Annotated in this window: 19 protein-coding genes; 18 read left to right on the top strand and 1 reads right to left on the bottom strand. The window is 44.3% G+C overall.

Annotated elements, in window-relative coordinates:
• Positions 1-3: 3 nt before the first annotated feature.
• A complete protein-coding gene (gene ansR, locus V6D44_RS12270) occupies positions 4-354 on the bottom strand; it encodes an HTH-type transcriptional regulator AnsR (protein WP_202327303.1) in 351 nt (116 codons plus the stop codon).
• 180 nt (positions 355-534) lie between these two features.
• Here ansR and ansA point away from each other — a divergent pair, with 180 nt between their 5' ends.
• The 18 genes from ansA (at position 535) to spoVAC (ending at position 15,550) form a co-directional block, all read left to right on the top strand.
• Positions 535-1,524 (top strand): asparaginase, encoded by a 990-nt coding sequence (gene ansA / locus V6D44_RS12265; RefSeq protein ID WP_202327305.1) that lies wholly within the window; start codon positions 535-537, stop codon positions 1,522-1,524.
• 45 nt (positions 1,525-1,569) lie between these two features.
• Entirely contained in the window at positions 1,570-2,997 is a 1,428-nt protein-coding gene (gene aspA / locus V6D44_RS12260; protein WP_087990612.1) for an aspartate ammonia-lyase, read from the top strand.
• A 143-nt stretch (positions 2,998-3,140) separates the two neighbouring features.
• The gene (gene mleN / locus V6D44_RS12255) at positions 3,141-4,547 is read left to right on the top strand and encodes a malate-H+/Na+-lactate antiporter MleN (protein ID WP_087990611.1); all 1,407 of its coding nucleotides are present in this window, start codon (positions 3,141-3,143) and stop codon (positions 4,545-4,547) included.
• A 17-nt stretch (positions 4,548-4,564) separates the two neighbouring features.
• Positions 4,565-5,884, top strand: a complete 1,320-nt coding sequence (locus V6D44_RS12250) for an NAD-dependent malic enzyme (RefSeq protein ID WP_087990610.1) — start codon at positions 4,565-4,567, stop codon at positions 5,882-5,884.
• Between the two features lie 103 nt (positions 5,885-5,987).
• Positions 5,988-6,203 carry a hypothetical protein gene (locus tag V6D44_RS12245; protein ID WP_087990609.1) on the top strand — a complete coding sequence of 72 codons (216 nt, stop codon included), beginning with the start codon at positions 5,988-5,990 and terminating at the stop codon, positions 6,201-6,203.
• A 101-nt stretch (positions 6,204-6,304) separates the two neighbouring features.
• Complete coding sequence (gene spoIIM / locus V6D44_RS12240; RefSeq protein WP_202327315.1) at positions 6,305-6,949, top strand: stage II sporulation protein M; 645 nt, start codon at positions 6,305-6,307, stop codon at positions 6,947-6,949.
• Between the two features lie 112 nt (positions 6,950-7,061).
• Positions 7,062-7,511, top strand: coding sequence for a ferric iron uptake transcriptional regulator (gene fur / locus V6D44_RS12235; protein ID WP_010328189.1), 450 nt, complete (start codon positions 7,062-7,064; stop codon positions 7,509-7,511).
• 124 nt (positions 7,512-7,635) lie between these two features.
• Positions 7,636-7,863, top strand: a complete 228-nt coding sequence (locus tag V6D44_RS12230; protein ID WP_003223970.1) for a YqzK family protein — start codon at positions 7,636-7,638, stop codon at positions 7,861-7,863.
• Positions 7,864-7,870: 7 nt separating this feature from the next.
• Positions 7,871-8,761, top strand: coding sequence for a site-specific tyrosine recombinase XerD (gene xerD / locus V6D44_RS12225; RefSeq protein ID WP_087990607.1), 891 nt, complete (start codon positions 7,871-7,873; stop codon positions 8,759-8,761).
• Between the two features lie 161 nt (positions 8,762-8,922).
• Positions 8,923-10,107 carry a phosphopentomutase gene (gene deoB, locus V6D44_RS12220; RefSeq protein ID WP_202327317.1) on the top strand — a complete coding sequence of 395 codons (1,185 nt, stop codon included), beginning with the start codon at positions 8,923-8,925 and terminating at the stop codon, positions 10,105-10,107.
• Positions 10,108-10,119: 12 nt separating this feature from the next.
• Positions 10,120-10,935 (top strand): purine-nucleoside phosphorylase, encoded by an 816-nt coding sequence (locus V6D44_RS12215; protein WP_087990605.1) that lies wholly within the window; start codon positions 10,120-10,122, stop codon positions 10,933-10,935.
• Positions 10,936-11,088: 153 nt separating this feature from the next.
• On the top strand, positions 11,089-12,258 hold the full coding sequence (gene dacF, locus V6D44_RS12210) for a D-alanyl-D-alanine carboxypeptidase DacF (RefSeq protein ID WP_202327324.1): 1,170 nt from the start codon (positions 11,089-11,091) through the stop codon (positions 12,256-12,258).
• 95 nt (positions 12,259-12,353) lie between these two features.
• Entirely contained in the window at positions 12,354-12,707 is a 354-nt protein-coding gene (gene spoIIAA / locus V6D44_RS12205; protein ID WP_087990603.1) for an anti-sigma F factor antagonist, read from the top strand.
• Positions 12,704-13,144, top strand: coding sequence for an anti-sigma F factor (gene spoIIAB, locus V6D44_RS12200; RefSeq protein WP_087990602.1), 441 nt, complete (start codon positions 12,704-12,706; stop codon positions 13,142-13,144). Before spoIIAA ends, spoIIAB begins: the two co-directional genes overlap by 4 nt.
• An 11-nt stretch (positions 13,145-13,155) precedes the next feature.
• Entirely contained in the window at positions 13,156-13,923 is a 768-nt protein-coding gene (gene sigF / locus V6D44_RS12195; RefSeq protein WP_087990601.1) for an RNA polymerase sporulation sigma factor SigF, read from the top strand.
• A gap of 126 nt (positions 13,924-14,049) precedes the next feature.
• Positions 14,050-14,670, top strand: coding sequence for a stage V sporulation protein SpoVAA (gene spoVAA, locus V6D44_RS12190; protein ID WP_087990600.1), 621 nt, complete (start codon positions 14,050-14,052; stop codon positions 14,668-14,670).
• Entirely contained in the window at positions 14,660-15,085 is a 426-nt protein-coding gene (gene spoVAB, locus V6D44_RS12185; RefSeq protein ID WP_087990599.1) for a stage V sporulation protein SpoVAB, read from the top strand. Before spoVAA ends, spoVAB begins: the two co-directional genes overlap by 11 nt.
• Before the next feature lie 12 nt (positions 15,086-15,097).
• Positions 15,098-15,550, top strand: coding sequence for a stage V sporulation protein AC (gene spoVAC / locus V6D44_RS12180; RefSeq protein WP_202327333.1), 453 nt, complete (start codon positions 15,098-15,100; stop codon positions 15,548-15,550).
• Positions 15,551-15,553: the final 3 nt, after the last annotated feature.

Below are 15,553 nucleotides of genomic sequence, written 5' to 3'. Positions count from 1 at the left end.
AGATTAACTCATTTCCTCCTGTACTTTTCTCTTCGTCCGGATAAAGGTGATCAGCTGGATGATTTCGTCTTCACTCAGCGGCTTGTCATCAACAGAAATAGTCAAGTCAAGGCTGCTCCACGTGGTCAACTCAATGGTCTGAGGAGCAGTTTGCTTTTGTTTCTCGCGGCCCAAAAGTTCATCGCAGGTTGTGTCAAAGAGGTCAGCCAGCATGGCAAGCGCCTCAAGTGAAGGCCGCCGGTAGCCTGATTCGTAGCCGGCATATGTGCTTTTTGCGATACCCAGAAGGTCAGCTGTATATTGAAGCGACCAATTTTTCTTTTTTCTCAATTCAGTTAAACGATCTAGATTCATGAACTTTCGCTCCTTTTTCACCTTGAGCTGATTATATCATATAGGTATTAGGAAGTGTACGCGAATTGAATAATAATGTCTTGCGTATTTTATTTTCCGTGTCTATAATGGCATTAAAAGTATGCGAAAAGCGAATACTTCTCGCAACCCATCTTTAGATACAGTGAAGAGGTGCATGGTATGAAAAAATTATTGATGTTGACAACTGGGGGAACGATTGCTTCAGTTGAAGGGGAAAATGGGCTGGCTCCCGGGGTCAAGGCTGATGAATTATTAAGTTACGTATCAAAACTTGATAACGATTACACGATGGAAACTCAGTCGCTTATGAATATAGACAGCACCAATATGCAGCCTGAATACTGGGTGGAAATAGCACAAGCTGTTAAGGAAAATTATGATGCCTATGACGGGTTTGTTATTACTCACGGTACAGATACAATGGCCTATACATCTGCCGCATTATCGTATATGCTGCAGCATGCCAATAAACCGATTGTGATCACTGGCTCGCAGATTCCAATCACGTTTCAAAAAACGGACGCCAAAAAAAATATCACAGACGCCATTCGCTTTGCCTGTGAAGGTGTGGGCGGCGTTTATGTTGTGTTTGACGGCAGAGTCATCCAAGGAACACGTGCGATCAAATTAAGAACGAAAAGCTACGACGCATTTGAAAGCATCAATTACCCATATATCGCTTTTATCAATGAAGACGGGATCGAATACAACAAACAAGTAACGGAACCTGAGAACGACACCTTTAAAGTTGATACTTCACTATGCACAGATGTATGTCTGCTGAAGCTGCATCCGGGCTTAAAGCCTGAAATGTTTGATGCCTTAAAAAGCATCTTCAAAGGAATCGTCATTGAAAGTTACGGCAGCGGAGGCGTGCCGTTTGAAGGCAGAGACATTTTGTCGAAAGTGAATGAGCTGATCGAAAGCGGAATCGTCGTCGTCATCACAACTCAATGTCTGGAAGAAGGCGAAGACATGAGCATTTACGAAGTCGGCCGCAGAGTCAACCAAGATTTAATTATCCGATCCAGAAATATGAACACAGAAGCAATCGTGCCAAAATTAATGTGGGCACTCGGCCAGTCTTCGGATCTTGCTGTCGTCAAGAGAATTATGGAAACGCCGATTGCTGATGACGTTGTCCTCTAAAAGGTCAAAAACGATAACCACCAAAGAGAAAGTAGGTTAAAGATTATGTTAAACGGCCAAAAAGAATACCGTGTGGAAAAAGACTTCCTTGGGGAAAAACAAATTGAAGCGGATGTTTATTACGGAATTCAGACGCTCCGTGCTTCTGAAAACTTTCCGATTACGGGATACAAGATCCATGAAGAAATGATTAACGCGCTGGCGATCGTAAAAAAAGCTGCGGCTCTTGCCAATATGGACGTGAAACGGCTGTATGAAGGAATTGGCCAAGCTATCGTACAAGCCGCTGGCGAGATTCTGGAAGGCAGATGGCACGATCAGTTTATCGTCGATCCGATTCAGGGCGGTGCCGGAACTTCTATGAATATGAATGCAAATGAGGTGATCGGAAACCGGGCGCTCGAAATTATGGGACATAAAAAGGGCGATTATATCCATTTAAGCCCAAACACACATGTGAATATGTCACAGTCAACCAACGATGTGTTCCCGACTGCTATTCATATTTCCACGTTGAATCTTTTAGAAAAACTGTTGAAAACAATGGAAGATATGCATAGTGTGTTCAAACAAAAAGCACAGGAATTTGATTCTGTTATTAAAATGGGGCGGACACACCTTCAAGATGCTGTTCCGATTCGTCTCGGCCAGGAATTCGAAGCGTACAGCCGCGTTCTGGAGCGTGATATCAAACGAATCAAGCAATCACGCCAGCACCTGTATGAGGTCAACATGGGCGCAACTGCTGTCGGCACAGGCCTGAACGCAGATCCAGAATATATCAAACAGGTAGTGAAGCATCTTGCTGATATTAGCGGGCTTCCTCTTGTCGGCGCTGATCATCTTGTTGATGCCACACAAAATACGGATGCTTATACAGAGGTGTCAGCAGCATTAAAGGTCTGCATGATGAACATGTCTAAGATCGCAAACGATCTTCGCTTAATGGCATCAGGCCCGCGCGCCGGACTTGCGGAAATTTCTCTGCCTGCACGTCAGCCGGGGTCATCCATTATGCCGGGTAAAGTCAATCCGGTTATGGCAGAGCTGATCAACCAAATTGCGTTTCAGGTCATCGGAAACGATAATACAATCTGCCTTGCTTCAGAAGCCGGCCAGCTTGAATTGAACGTGATGGAGCCCGTGCTTGTCTTTAATTTGCTTCAATCCATCAGCATCATGAACAACGGCTTCCGTTCGTTCACTGACAATTGTTTAAAAGGCATCGAGGCCAATGAAAAACGCTTGAAACAGTACGTGGAAAAAAGCGCAGGTGTGATCACTGCAGTCAATCCGCATCTTGGATATGAAGCGGCAGCCCGAATTGCCCGGGAAGCCATTATGACAGGCCAATCAGTCCGTGATCTTTGCCTGCAGCATGATGTGCTGACAGAGGAAGAATTGGATACTATTTTAAACCCGTATGAGATGACAAAACCAGGGATTGCAGGGAAAGAACTATTAGAAAAATAAAATTTGAACAAAATACAGCTTATTCATCTCCGGATAATCGGATGAATAAGCTGTTTACAACATAGGGATGAGGAAGTATAGTATACGTGTATTGCACTATTTATTGAAAGCGTTTTAGCTTTTTACATGAAGGGGGACTTCTTTTGAAGGATGTAAGACTGCCAACATTATTCGAAATAATTATTGTTCTAGGATCATTTTTAGCACTTGTCATGTCGTTTACAGTCTTTTTAGACTTGCCGATACAGCTTGCGCTTTTCATTTCCTGGTTTATCGCAATGATTCTCGGTATCAGACTCGGTTATTCTTATAAAGATATGCAGAATGCCATTCTGTATGGTATATCAAACGGTCTTGAAGCTGTTCTGATTCTTGTTTCAGTAGGAGCACTTATTGGAACATGGATCGCCGGAGGGATCGTACCGACTCTGATTTACTATGGTTTAGAATTTATTCATCCTAGTATCTTTTTACTTGCAACGTTAATTATTTGTTCCATTATGTCTGTAGCAACAGGTACGTCGTGGGGAACAGTCGGGACTGCCGGTATTGCCATGATCGCAATTGGAGAAGGATTAGGACTTCCGCTTCCTCTTGTAGCGGGCGCTATTCTTTCAGGCGCTTATTTCGGGGACAAGCTGTCACCTCTTTCAGACAGCACAGTTCTCGCATCTTCACTAGCGAAAGTGGACGTCTTAGACCACGTCAGAGCCATGCTCTTTTTATCTGTGCCAGCTTATGTGATTACGGCAATCCTCTTTACAATTACCGGTTTTATGTACGGCGGGAAAAATATTGATCTTGATAAAGTTGAATTTTTGAAATCTTCTTTGCAAAATACGTTTGACATTCATATTTGGATGCTGATCCCGGCTGTTGTCGTCATCGTCTTATTGGCGATGAAAAAGCCGTCAATGCCGGTTATCGTAATTGGCGCTTTGCTTGGCGCTATCTGGGCTGTTGTTTTCCAAGGCATGAATCCAGCGGATGCGATTGCAACTGCCTACAACGGCTTCTCTATTAAAACAGATGTTGAATTCTTGAACGGCCTGTTAAATCGCGGAGGCATCGTCGGAATGCTCGGTTCCCTTGTCGTCATTATCTTTGGTCTCGGATTTGGCGGGCTGCTTGAAAAGCTTGGCGTCTTAAAAGTGATCGTCTCTATGTTTGAAAAGAAATTAACATCACCGGGCAACGTCACTATATCTACGCTGATTGTAGCATTTTTAGCGAACATCTTCGGCTGTGCGATGTATGTATCTCTTATTTTGACACCGAAGATTATGGAAAACAGTTATGATCGATTGAATCTAGACAGAAGGGTGCTATCCCGTAACTCAGAGGTGGGGGGGACATTAACTTCAGGTATGGTCCCTTGGTCTGATAACGGTATTTACATGGCTGGTATTTTAGGGGTTTCTACCTTCGCCTATCTGCCGTTTATGTGGCTCAGTTTTGTTGCAATAGGTCTTGCTATTATCTATGGTTATACAGGAAAATTTATATGGTATACGAAAAACAATACAGCTAAAGCCGAAAAACTAGGCTAATTGGGGAGGATCACTGAATGATAGCGAAACACATGATTCGGACACTGATGATTGAAACGCCTTCGGTTCCCGGAAATCTTGGAAGGGTAGCGACGGCAATCGGCCTTCTGGGCGGGGATATTGGTGAAGTGGAGACAGTAAAAGTCGGACCCAATTACACAATGCGGAATATTACCGTTCAAGTGGAGAATGAAGAACAGCTTCAGGAAGTGATCGCGGCTGTACAGGGCCTGGGAGAAGGGATCAGGCTTCACACCGTATCTGATGAAGTCCTGTCCGCACATGAAGGCGGAAAAATCCAAATGAAAAGCAAAATGCCGATCCGCTCACTGGCAGAGCTCGGGCGTGTCTATACACCAGGTGTTGCAGACGTGTGCAGGCTGATCGAAAAAGACCCCGAAAAAGCTTCTATTTATACAACAATCAGCAATTCTGTCGCGATTGTAACGGATGGAACGGCAATTCTCGGTCTTGGGAATATCGGCTCTGTGGCAGGCATGCCTGTCATGGAAGGAAAGGCTGCTTTGTTTGATCAGCTGGCGGGTATCAGCGGCATACCGATATTGCTTGATACGAGTGATCCTGAAGAGATCATCAAAACAGTAAAACATATTTCACCAGGTTTTAACGGCATCTTGCTTGAGGATATCGGCTCGCCGCATTGCTTCGAAATCGAGGACCGCCTAAAAGAGGAGCTGAACATCCCTGTTATGCACGATGATCAGCACGGTACAGCTGTTGTGACGCTGGCTGCTGCCATCTCGGCATGCAGGAGCGCGGGTGTTGACCTGAAAGAAGCGAAGGTGGGGCAAATCGGTCTGGGCGCAGCAGGCGTGGCTATCTGCCGGATGTTTATGGCCTATGGCGTAAAAGCTGTATACGGAACAGACAAATCTGAGGAAGCGATGAACCGTCTCGAACAATATGGCGGACAGGCAGCTGCCAGCATCGAGGAGCTCATGGAAACATGCGATATTATCATTGCCACAACCGGAGTTCCCGGGTTAATTAAACCAGCATTTGTACGTTCTGGCCAGGTGATTTTGGCTTTATCGAATCCGAAGCCGGAAATTGAGCCGGAGGCCGCGCTGCAGGCTGGCGCCGCATATGCAGCTGACGGGCGTTCTGTTAATAATGTGCTTGGCTTCCCGGGTATTTTCAGAGGGGCGCTCAACGCAAAAAGCAAGGAGATTAATCATGATATGCTTGTCGCTGCAGCAGAGGCCATCGCAGCCTGCACAAAGCAAGGCGATGTGGTTCCTCAGCCGCTTGACTCAAAAGTCCATCATGAGGTAGCAGCTGCGGTCGAGCGAGCAGCTCTTACAGCAGTGAAATAAATGAAGTAAAGCAGCACCTGGCATACAAGGTGCTGCTTTTTTTCCATCATGAGTTCATTTTTTTGCTATAATTGCTATGAAAATCAATAAGGGAGTGATTAGCATGGCAAAAAGCCGAGCGAAAAAGAAGCGGGAGCATTTGCTGAGAAACGGCGGACGTGACGTCTTATTATCAAGAGGCAGCACACCATCCTTCAGTACACATGAAAGAATGACGAAAAGCAAAAAAGAGATGTTGAATACAAGAAAGCCCAAGAATCCTTATGATCATATATCAGTTGATGATAAGGGTTTTTTTGTGCCCAAAAAAGCCGCCTAGCATTCTTCTCCTAGCGTTCCTTTTTGAAAAAGGGCATGTTTTTCCGTTTCTTTCATACAATCTATTAAATCAAATCACTAGAGCGGGCGGGAGGAAACGGAATGCGAAAAATTTCTTATAAGGACATCTTTCTCAGACATGTCAAAGATCATCTCTCTCTTTATATATTTGTCTCAGTCCTGTTTTTCATGGGTGTCATTTTTGGGGCGATTATTGTCAACAGCATGACCATCAGCCAGAAAGAAGATTTATATTACTATTTAAGCCAATTTTTCGGACAGCTTTCGGATGGAAAACAGGCAAGTTCATCCGATATGTTTGGGCAAAGTATCTTTCATAATGTAAAATATTTAGGGCTGATGTGGATATTGGGGATTTCCGTCATTGGGATGCCGATTATTTTCATCATGATCTTTCTGAAAGGAATTGTTGTCGGCTTTACTGTCGGATTTCTCGTCAATCAGATGGGAATCAGCGGTTTTTTCTTATCCTTTGTCTCCGTTTTGCCGCAAAATGTACTGCTAATTCCGGCTTATCTCATTATGGGCACATGTGCAATTGCGTTTTCATTAAAGTTAATCAGGCAGCTGTTCGTTAAACGAAGCCTGCATGATGCGCCGATTCAGTGGTTCGGCCAATATGCCCTCGTGCTTCTGGTCATTCTGTTTTTAGCACTGATCTCATCTCTCTTTGAAGCATATTTATCTCCTGTGTTAATGGAAAAGCTTACATTGAGACTTTTTTAAAATGATTATTAAAAGAAAAACATTTTATTTATCAGTTTATAATAATTATAGTTGGAACTCTGCGCGTATTTTGTTATAATGAGTCATGGAATGCGGCGTAGGAGGGAAAGACATGGAAAACCGTATTGATCGAATTAAGAAACAACTGCACTCATCCAGCTACAAACTTACGCCTCAGCGTGAAGCGACAGTAAGAGTGCTGCTTGAAAACGAAGAAGACCATTTAAGCGCAGAAGACGTATACCTCCTCGTAAAAGAGAAATCTCCTGAGATCGGTCTCGCAACAGTATACCGTACGCTTGAATTATTAACTGAATTAAAAGTCGTTGATAAAATTAACTTTGGAGACGGCGTGTCCCGTTACGACCTACGGAAAGAGGGCGCAGCTCACTTTCATCATCACTTGGTGTGTATGGAGTGCGGAGCCGTTGATGAAATTGAAGAAGATTTGCTTGAAGACGTGGAAGAAATCATTGAACGTGATTGGAAATTTAAGATTAAAGATCATAGATTGACGTTTCACGGCATTTGCCACCGCTGTAACGGAACAGAAACTGAATAGACGATGCCGAGCGCGAACCTTTTCTCACGGGGAAAGGGTTTTTTGCTGTTTCTATGTATAAAACCTTTCTGATTTGGCATATGGTTTAAATAACTGGAACCATAGGGAAAGGATCGATTAAGACATGGGAAGATTCCTGAAAACAGCTCTCGATGCATTGAAAGTTTTCATCCTGTTTACCGGTTTTACCGCTCTGTTCTATTATGCTATGATATGGGTGAATCAAGAATATGAAAACTATCATCGGTACGATAAACCGGAAGGCTCCGCTGTAAAAGTTGTTGAAATGGATCAGGATGAAAAAGGCGGATGGTTCGACCGGTTGATCTTTTTTTACCAAAACGGGGAGTAGATCTAGAGTGAAAGATCAAATAAAGGATTTCATCCACTACGTCATGGTAGAGAGAGGGCTTTCACAAAACACGGTGGTATCCTATGAACGGGACCTGAAAAGCTATTCTCTCTATGTAACAGAAACCCTTCATGTTACAGATTGGAATCACGTAACCCGCATACATATTATCCAATATTTAAAGCATTTGAAGGACTCGGGGAAATCCGGCAAGACATCAGCGAGGCATTTGGCATCCATTCGCTCTTTTCACCAATTTCTGCTCAGGGAAAAGGTGACGGACAAGGATCCTTCCGTTCATATCGAAACACAAAAGACCGAACGGGCGCTTCCGAAGGTGCTCGCGCTTAATGAGGTCGAGCGATTATTGGACACGCCTAAACTGACGAGCCCTTTCGGCTATCGGGATAAAGCGATGCTGGAGCTGCTTTATGCAACAGGCATACGAGTCAGTGAAATGATAGAATTGAAAACGGCAGATGTTCATCTATCCATGGGTTTTGTCCGCTGCTTCGGGAAAGGAAGAAAAGAACGGATTGTGCCAATCGGTGAAGCTGCCGCTTCCGCCATTGAGGAATATATGACGAAAGCCAGGGGGAAACTACTGAAAAACAAAGTGTCTGACGCCCTCTTTTTAAATCATCACGGCAAGCAAATCAGCCGTCAGGGGTTTTGGAAAAACCTAAAGAAAATCGCCCTTGAAGCCGGAATCAAAAAAGAGCTGACCCCGCATACACTCAGGCATTCCTTTGCGACGCATCTGCTTGAGAACGGGGCTGATCTTAGAGCGGTGCAGGAAATGCTCGGCCATGCGGATATATCCACGACGCAAATTTATACGCATGTGACGAAAACAAGGCTGAAGGATGTGTACAAGCAGTTTCATCCGCGCGCCTAGCCGCAGGGGGGCTGCGGCTTTTTTGTTTAGCGCGACAGAAAATATTGAAGTTTCTCATTATTTCCGAATTCATTGTCAACGGGAATGAAAACGGTTTATACTTGAGTTGTCAGACCTCTTAGCGATACAATAGACGTATAGAAAAAAAGGAGGCTTTCAAGATGCCTGCATACAAATATAATCGTGTGTTTTTAATTGTGATGGACTCAGTCGGAATCGGCGAAGCGCCGGACGCCGCTGACTTTAATGACGAAGGCGCCAATACGCTCGGGCATATTGCCGAGCATATGAATGGATTACATATGCCGAATATGGCAAAACTCGGCCTTGGTCTCATCGGAGATATCAAAGGTGTGGAAAAAACAGAACATCCGCTTGCGTATTATGGAAAAATGCAAGAAGCGTCTAACGGTAAAGATACCATGACCGGCCATTGGGAGATCATGGGCTTGTATATTGATAAACCGTTTAAAGTGTTCCCGGAAGGTTTTCCTGATGAACTGCTTCAAGAGCTGGAAAAGAGATCTGGACGCAAAATTATTGGAAACAAGCCGGCTTCCGGCACAGCGATTTTGGATGAACTTGGCCAAGAGCACATGGAGACAGGGGCTTTAATTGTATACACATCTGCTGACTCTGTTCTGCAAATTGCCGCTCACGAAGAGGTTGTGCCGCTTGAGGAGCTGTACCGTATTTGTGAAACGGCGCGAGAGCTGACGCTTGATCCGAAGTATATGGTAGGCCGCATTATCGCACGGCCGTTCGTCGGAGAGCCGGGACAATTCAAACGGACACCAAACCGTCATGACTATGCGCTTAAGCCGTTTGACCGCACTGTCATGAACGAATTGAAAGACAGCGGCTTAGATGTGATCTCAATCGGAAAAATCTCTGATATCTATGACGGAGAAGGCATTACTTCTTCACGGAGAACAGTTTCCAATATGGATGGAATGGACAAGGTGATCGACACGCTGGGAGAAGACTTTACAGGTTTGAGCTTTGCGAACCTTGTTGATTTTGACGCCTTATTCGGACACCGCCGCGATCCGGAAGGCTACGGACGCGCGCTTGAAGAATTTGATGCGCGGCTTCCGGAAGTATTTGAGAAAATGAAAGAAGACGATTTGTTAATCATTACAGCCGACCACGGCAACGATCCGGTTCATCACGGAACCGACCATACACGCGAGTATGTGCCGATTCTCGCTTACAGCAAAAAACATAAGAACGTGCAAATGCTGCCGCTTGCAGATACATTTGCTGATATCGGCGCGACGATCGCTGATAATTTCCAAGCGAATAAACCGAAATACGGAAAAAGCTTTTTATCTTCATTACAATAGGGGGACTGTTTCTTGAAAGACAGAATCGAACGCGCAGCCGCTTTTATTAAGCAAAAACTGCCGGAATCTCCAAAGATCGGCCTTATTTTAGGATCTGGTCTTGGTATTTTGGCAGACGAAATCGAAAATCCGGTCAAACTGAAATATGAAGACATACCAGAATTCCCGGTATCTACTGTTGAAGGACATGCCGGCCAGCTTGTGCTTGGCACCCTTGAAGGAGTTTCCGTCATTGCGATGCAGGGCCGTTTTCATTTTTATGAAGGCTATTCAATGGAGAAAGTCACTTTCCCTGTACGTGTGATGAAAGCGCTCGGCGTGGAAGCATTGATCGTGACAAACGCCGCTGGCGGCGTCAACACTGAATTCCGTGCGGGAGACTTAATGATCATTACCGATCATATCAATTTTATGGGAACAAATCCGTTAATCGGGCCAAACGAAGCCGATTTCGGCGCCAGATTTCCAGATATGTCTTCAGCCTATGACAAAGATCTATCCGGCTTGGCTGAAAAGGTTGCGAAAAACCTTAACATTCCGATCCAAAAAGGCGTGTATACCGCTGTGACAGGACCTTCTTACGAAACACCGGCAGAAGTCCGTTTCTTAAGAACAATGGGCTCTGACGCAGTCGGCATGTCCACTGTTCCGGAAGTTATTGTGGCTAATCATGCCGGAATGCGTGTCCTTGGCATTTCCTGCATCTCTAACGCGGCAGCCGGAATTCTGGATCAGCCTTTAAGTCATGCTGAAGTAATGGAAGTGACGGAAAAAGTAAAAGCAGGATTCTTGCAGCTCGTAAAAGCAGTTGTCGCTCAATACGAATAAAACAATAGTAAGATCAAAAGACAGCTGTGTCTGATATGACGCAGCTGTCTTTTTTTATGCCCAAAAAAGATACGAAACATTTTCCATCAGTGGCGTATAAAACCATCCCGCTTGGAAAAAATAAAAAAGATTATGAAATGGAGGGCTTTTGAGATGAAACGTCTTTTATCCACTTTGTTGATTGGTATCATGCTGCTTACATTTGCACCGTCTGCATTTGCAAAACAAGACGGAAAAGGCACATCGGAGCTTGCTCATGAAGCGAAGTCTGCGGTGCTGATAGAACGTGACACGGGAAAAGTGCTTTACAACAAGAACAGCAATGAGAGACTGGCTCCCGCAAGCATGACGAAAATTATGACGATGCTTTTAATTATGGAAGCTTTAGATGAAGGCAAAATCAAAATGAATGATAAGGTCCGGACAAGTGAGCATGCGGCTTCAATGGGCGGATCACAAATTTTCCTCGAGCCCGGTGAGGAAATGACTGTCAAAGAAATGCTGAAAGGCATCGCAATCGCTTCGGGAAATGACGCTTCCGTAGCGATGGCTGAATTTATTTCCGGCTCTGAAGAAGAATTTGTAAACAAGATGAACAAAAAAGCAAAAGAGCTGGGCTTGAAAAACACATCTTTTAAAAACCCGACCGGACTGACCGAGGAGGGCCATTACAGCTCTGCTTATGACATGGCAATCATGGCTAAGGAATTATTGAAATACGAATCAATCACGAAATTTACAGGCACGTATGAGGATTACCTGCGGGAAAATACAGATAAAAAGTTTTGGCTCGTCAACACGAATCGGCTTATTAAATTTTACCATGGTGTAGACGGCGTGAAAACGGGCTATACAGGAGAGGCGAAATATTGTCTGACAGCTTCGGCTAAAAAAGGAAACATGCGGGCCATTGCGGTTGTGTTCGGGGCGAGTACACCTAAAGAAAGAAACGCGCAAGTCACAAAGATGCTTGATTTCGCTTTTAGTCAATACGAAACACATCCTTTATATAAACGAAATGAAATAGTAGCAAAAGTAAAGGTCAAAAAAGGAAAACAAACATTTATCGAACTCACTACTTCTGAGCCGATTTCAATATTGACGAAAAAAGGCGAGGATATGAAAAATGTGAAAAAAGAAATCAAAATGAATGACAATGTAAGTGCTCCGATTCAAAAAGGCCAGGAGCTTGGCACACTCGTTCTGAAAAAGGATGGAGAAGTGCTTGCTGAAAGTCCTGTTGCTGCTAAAGAAGATATGAAGAAAGCCGGTTTCTTAACATTCTTGAAGCGGACGATGGGAGACTGGACAAAATTTAAGTAATTATGCCGAATGACCACTAGTTTTGTCACGGTGAAGGAATTTATTCCGTCGAAATCGAAACACTCATTATCCGATCATATCAAGGAGGAATGAGCATGAGCCTTGGAATTGACATGCATGTCAAAGAATCTGTGCTTTGTATTCGATTAACAGGCGAACTCGATCACCATACGGCTGAAACCCTGAAACACAAAGTGACTCAATCACTGGAGAAGGATGATATTTGCCACATCGTACTGAACTTGGAGGACCTTTCCTTTATGGACAGCTCGGGGCTTGGCGTCATTTTAGGAAGATACAAGCAAATTAAGCAAACTGGCGGGGAAATGGTCGTTTGCGCTATCTCCCCTGCGGTAAAGCGGCTGTTTGATATGTCGGGCCTGTTTAAAATTATCAGATTTGAACAATCTGAGCAGAAGGCGCTGCTGACACTGGGGGTGGCATCATGAAAAATGAAATGCATCTTGAATTTTCTGCCCTCAGCCAGAATGAATCGTTCGCTCGTGTGACAGTTGCTTCATTTATTGCCCAGCTAGACCCGACTATGGACGAACTGACCGAAATCAAAACAGTCGTGTCAGAGGCTGTAACGAATGCCATTATCCATGGATATGAAGAGAACTGTGACGGGAAAGTTTACATCTCAGTGACGCTGGAAGATCATGTCGTATATATGACCATTCGTGATGAAGGCATGGGCATTACAGATCTTGACGAAGCCCGCCAGCCTTTATTCACGACTAAGCCTGAACTTGAGCGATCTGGAATGGGCTTTACCATTATGGAAAATTTCATGGATGATGTCAGTATCGATTCCTCGCCTGAGATGGGGACAACGATTCGCTTAACAAAGCACTTATCAAAAAGCAAAGCGCTTTGTAATTAAGGAGATTTGTTATGGATGTGGAGGTTAAGAAAAACGGCAAAAACGCTCAGCTGAAGGACCATGAAGTAAAGGAATTAATCAAACAAAGCCAAAATGGCGACCAGCAGGCAAGAGACCTCCTCATAGAAAAAAACATGCGTCTTGTTTGGTCTGTCGTACAGCGGTTTTTAAACAGAGGATATGAGCCTGATGATCTTTTCCAGATCGGCTGCATTGGGCTGTTAAAATCTGTTGACAAATTTGATTTAACCTATGATGTGCGTTTTTCAACGTATGCAGTTCCGATGATTATCGGTGAAATTCAGCGTTTTATCCGCGATGACGGAACGGTAAAGGTATCAAGGTCATTAAAAGAACTCGGAAACAAAATCCGGCGCGCGAAAGATGAGCTTTCAAAAACACTGGGCAGAGTGCCGACAGTGCAGGAGATCGCCGGGCATCTGGAGATTGAAGCTGAAGATGTCGTACTCGCTCAAGAGGCGGTAAGGGCGCCGTCTTCGATTCACGAAACAGTATATGAGAATGACGGAGATCCAATCACCCTGCTTGATCAAATCGCTGACAACTCTGAAGAAAAGTGGTTTGACAAAATTGCATTGAAAGAAGCAATCAGAGATTTGGAAGAAAGGGAAAAACTAATCGTCTATCTCAGATATTATAAAGACCAAACGCAGTCCGAGGTGGCTGAGCGGCTTGGGATCTCTCAAGTTCAGGTTTCCAGACTTGAAAAGAAAATATTAAAACAGATCAAGGTTCAAATGGACCATCCGGATAGCTAGTCTGCCATGCAGGCTGGCTTTTTTGTGTGTAAAAGCGTGGTAATTTATGGTCTTTTCGAGCGGATGAATGAGAACAAAATCGAACCACATACTACATATATAACCACCGAAAGATGGTGATCAATAATGGAACGACGTATATTTATCCGACTTCGCCACAGGGTGCTGGCCCATCCGGGAGATATCATCACGGTTGGAGATGCAGCGCAAATTGAAGGACAGATTCAGTTGAAAAAGAAACTTTCGGCTATGCCGCTTTATCAGGTGAGCGAAAAAGATAAAAATATCGTAATTCTGGATATCATACAAGTCCTTAAAGCCATTCATTTACAAGATCCGGCACTTGATGTTCAAACAGTTGGCGGAGCAGAAACCATTGTCGAAATTCAATATCGCAAACGGAAAATGTCAACGGTTCTGTTTATCGGTGTCTGGCTGCTTCTGTTTACCGGATCGTGTCTTGCCATCATGAACTTTCATGAGGATGTAAGCATGAGAGATGTTCATATCGCACTATATGAAATCATAACCGGAGAGAGGAATGACTATCCATACTTGCTTCAAATCCCATACAGCATCGGTTTGGGACTGGGGATGATCGTTTTTTTTAACCACATCTTTAAAAAGCGCCTTAATGAAGAGCCCAGTCCGCTGGAGGTTGAGATGTTTAACTATCAGCTTGATCTCGATCACTATGTGTCCATGCATGAGAATCAAGAGACAATAAAGGACCTGCATGATCGTTAGTGCATTGTTCATTATTTTTGTCGGGCTCGGCGGAGGCATCACGGTGGGGGCTGGCTTCGTTGCTTTTTTAACCGTAATGGGAATCATTCCGCGGCTGATGCAGCTCACCAAAACGATGAGATTCGTTCAGGCCTATGAAGCAGCTGTTATACTTGGCGCTGTTTTCGGGGGATGGGAGACGCTTCATATGAACCATCTTTTTTTAACAAAATGGATTGCCGTACCGGTCGGGCTGCTGGCAGGTGTGTTTGTCGGGATGCTCGCAGCTGCCCTTACAGAGGTTTTAAATGTCCTGCCGATTTTAGCAAAACGAATCGGGCTCAGAAGTAAAATTATTATTCTGTTAATGGCCATCGTGATTGGGAAAATCGCGGGGTCTTTATTTCACTGGCTGTATTTTATTGATCATTCATAAGGAGGTTTCAAGATGACAAACATAAAAGAAAACTACAAATCAAAAGTGAAAACATATCAGCCTAAGCCGCCTTACGTCTGGAATTGTGTCAAAGCCTTTCTTGTAGGCGGGCTGATCTGTGCGATCGGACAAGGTCTGCAAAATTTTTTTATTCATTTTTTCGATTTTGATGAAAAAACAGCGGGAAATCCAACGGCGGCAACACTGATATTAATTTCAGCCTTGCTTACCGGGTTTGGCATCTATGACAGAATCGGGCAGTTTGCAGGCGCCGGTTCAGCCGTGCCGGTCACAGGTTTTGCCAACAGCATGGCAAGCGCGGCTCTTGAATATAAAAGCGAAGGGTTCGTGCTCGGAGTAGCGACAAACATGTTTAAACTGGCGGGGAATGTCATCGTTTTCGGTGTTGTGGCTGCGTACATCGTCGGAATGATTCGGTTTGCTTTTGAGAAACTGATGTCATAGGAG

This window comes from Bacillus sp. 0209A, assembly GCF_036765095.1.
GTDB classification, from domain to species: Bacteria; Bacillota; Bacilli; order Bacillales; family Bacillaceae; genus Bacillus; species Bacillus subtilis_G.
The sequence above is the reverse complement of the archived record's forward strand: the minus strand, read 5'-3'. Positions and strand labels throughout refer to the sequence as shown.

Coding starts and splice junctions, on each gene's coding strand:
- ansR (WP_202327303.1), bottom strand. CDS start 354: ATGAATCTAGATCGTTTAACTGAATTGAGAAAAAAGAAAAATTGGTCG.
- ansA (WP_202327305.1), top strand. CDS start 535: ATGAAAAAATTATTGATGTTGACAACTGGGGGAACGATTGCTTCAGTT.
- aspA (WP_087990612.1), top strand. CDS start 1,570: ATGTTAAACGGCCAAAAAGAATACCGTGTGGAAAAAGACTTCCTTGGG.
- V6D44_RS12250 (WP_087990610.1), top strand. CDS start 4,565: ATGATAGCGAAACACATGATTCGGACACTGATGATTGAAACGCCTTCG.
- V6D44_RS12245 (WP_087990609.1), top strand. CDS start 5,988: ATGGCAAAAAGCCGAGCGAAAAAGAAGCGGGAGCATTTGCTGAGAAAC.
- spoIIM (WP_202327315.1), top strand. CDS start 6,305: ATGCGAAAAATTTCTTATAAGGACATCTTTCTCAGACATGTCAAAGAT.
- fur (WP_010328189.1), top strand. CDS start 7,062: ATGGAAAACCGTATTGATCGAATTAAGAAACAACTGCACTCATCCAGC.
- V6D44_RS12230 (WP_003223970.1), top strand. CDS start 7,636: ATGGGAAGATTCCTGAAAACAGCTCTCGATGCATTGAAAGTTTTCATC.
- deoB (WP_202327317.1), top strand. CDS start 8,923: ATGCCTGCATACAAATATAATCGTGTGTTTTTAATTGTGATGGACTCA.
- dacF (WP_202327324.1), top strand. CDS start 11,089: ATGAAACGTCTTTTATCCACTTTGTTGATTGGTATCATGCTGCTTACA.
- spoIIAA (WP_087990603.1), top strand. CDS start 12,354: ATGAGCCTTGGAATTGACATGCATGTCAAAGAATCTGTGCTTTGTATT.
- spoIIAB (WP_087990602.1), top strand. CDS start 12,704: ATGAAAAATGAAATGCATCTTGAATTTTCTGCCCTCAGCCAGAATGAA.
- sigF (WP_087990601.1), top strand. CDS start 13,156: ATGGATGTGGAGGTTAAGAAAAACGGCAAAAACGCTCAGCTGAAGGAC.
- spoVAA (WP_087990600.1), top strand. CDS start 14,050: ATGGAACGACGTATATTTATCCGACTTCGCCACAGGGTGCTGGCCCAT.
- spoVAB (WP_087990599.1), top strand. CDS start 14,660: ATGATCGTTAGTGCATTGTTCATTATTTTTGTCGGGCTCGGCGGAGGC.
- spoVAC (WP_202327333.1), top strand. CDS start 15,098: ATGACAAACATAAAAGAAAACTACAAATCAAAAGTGAAAACATATCAG.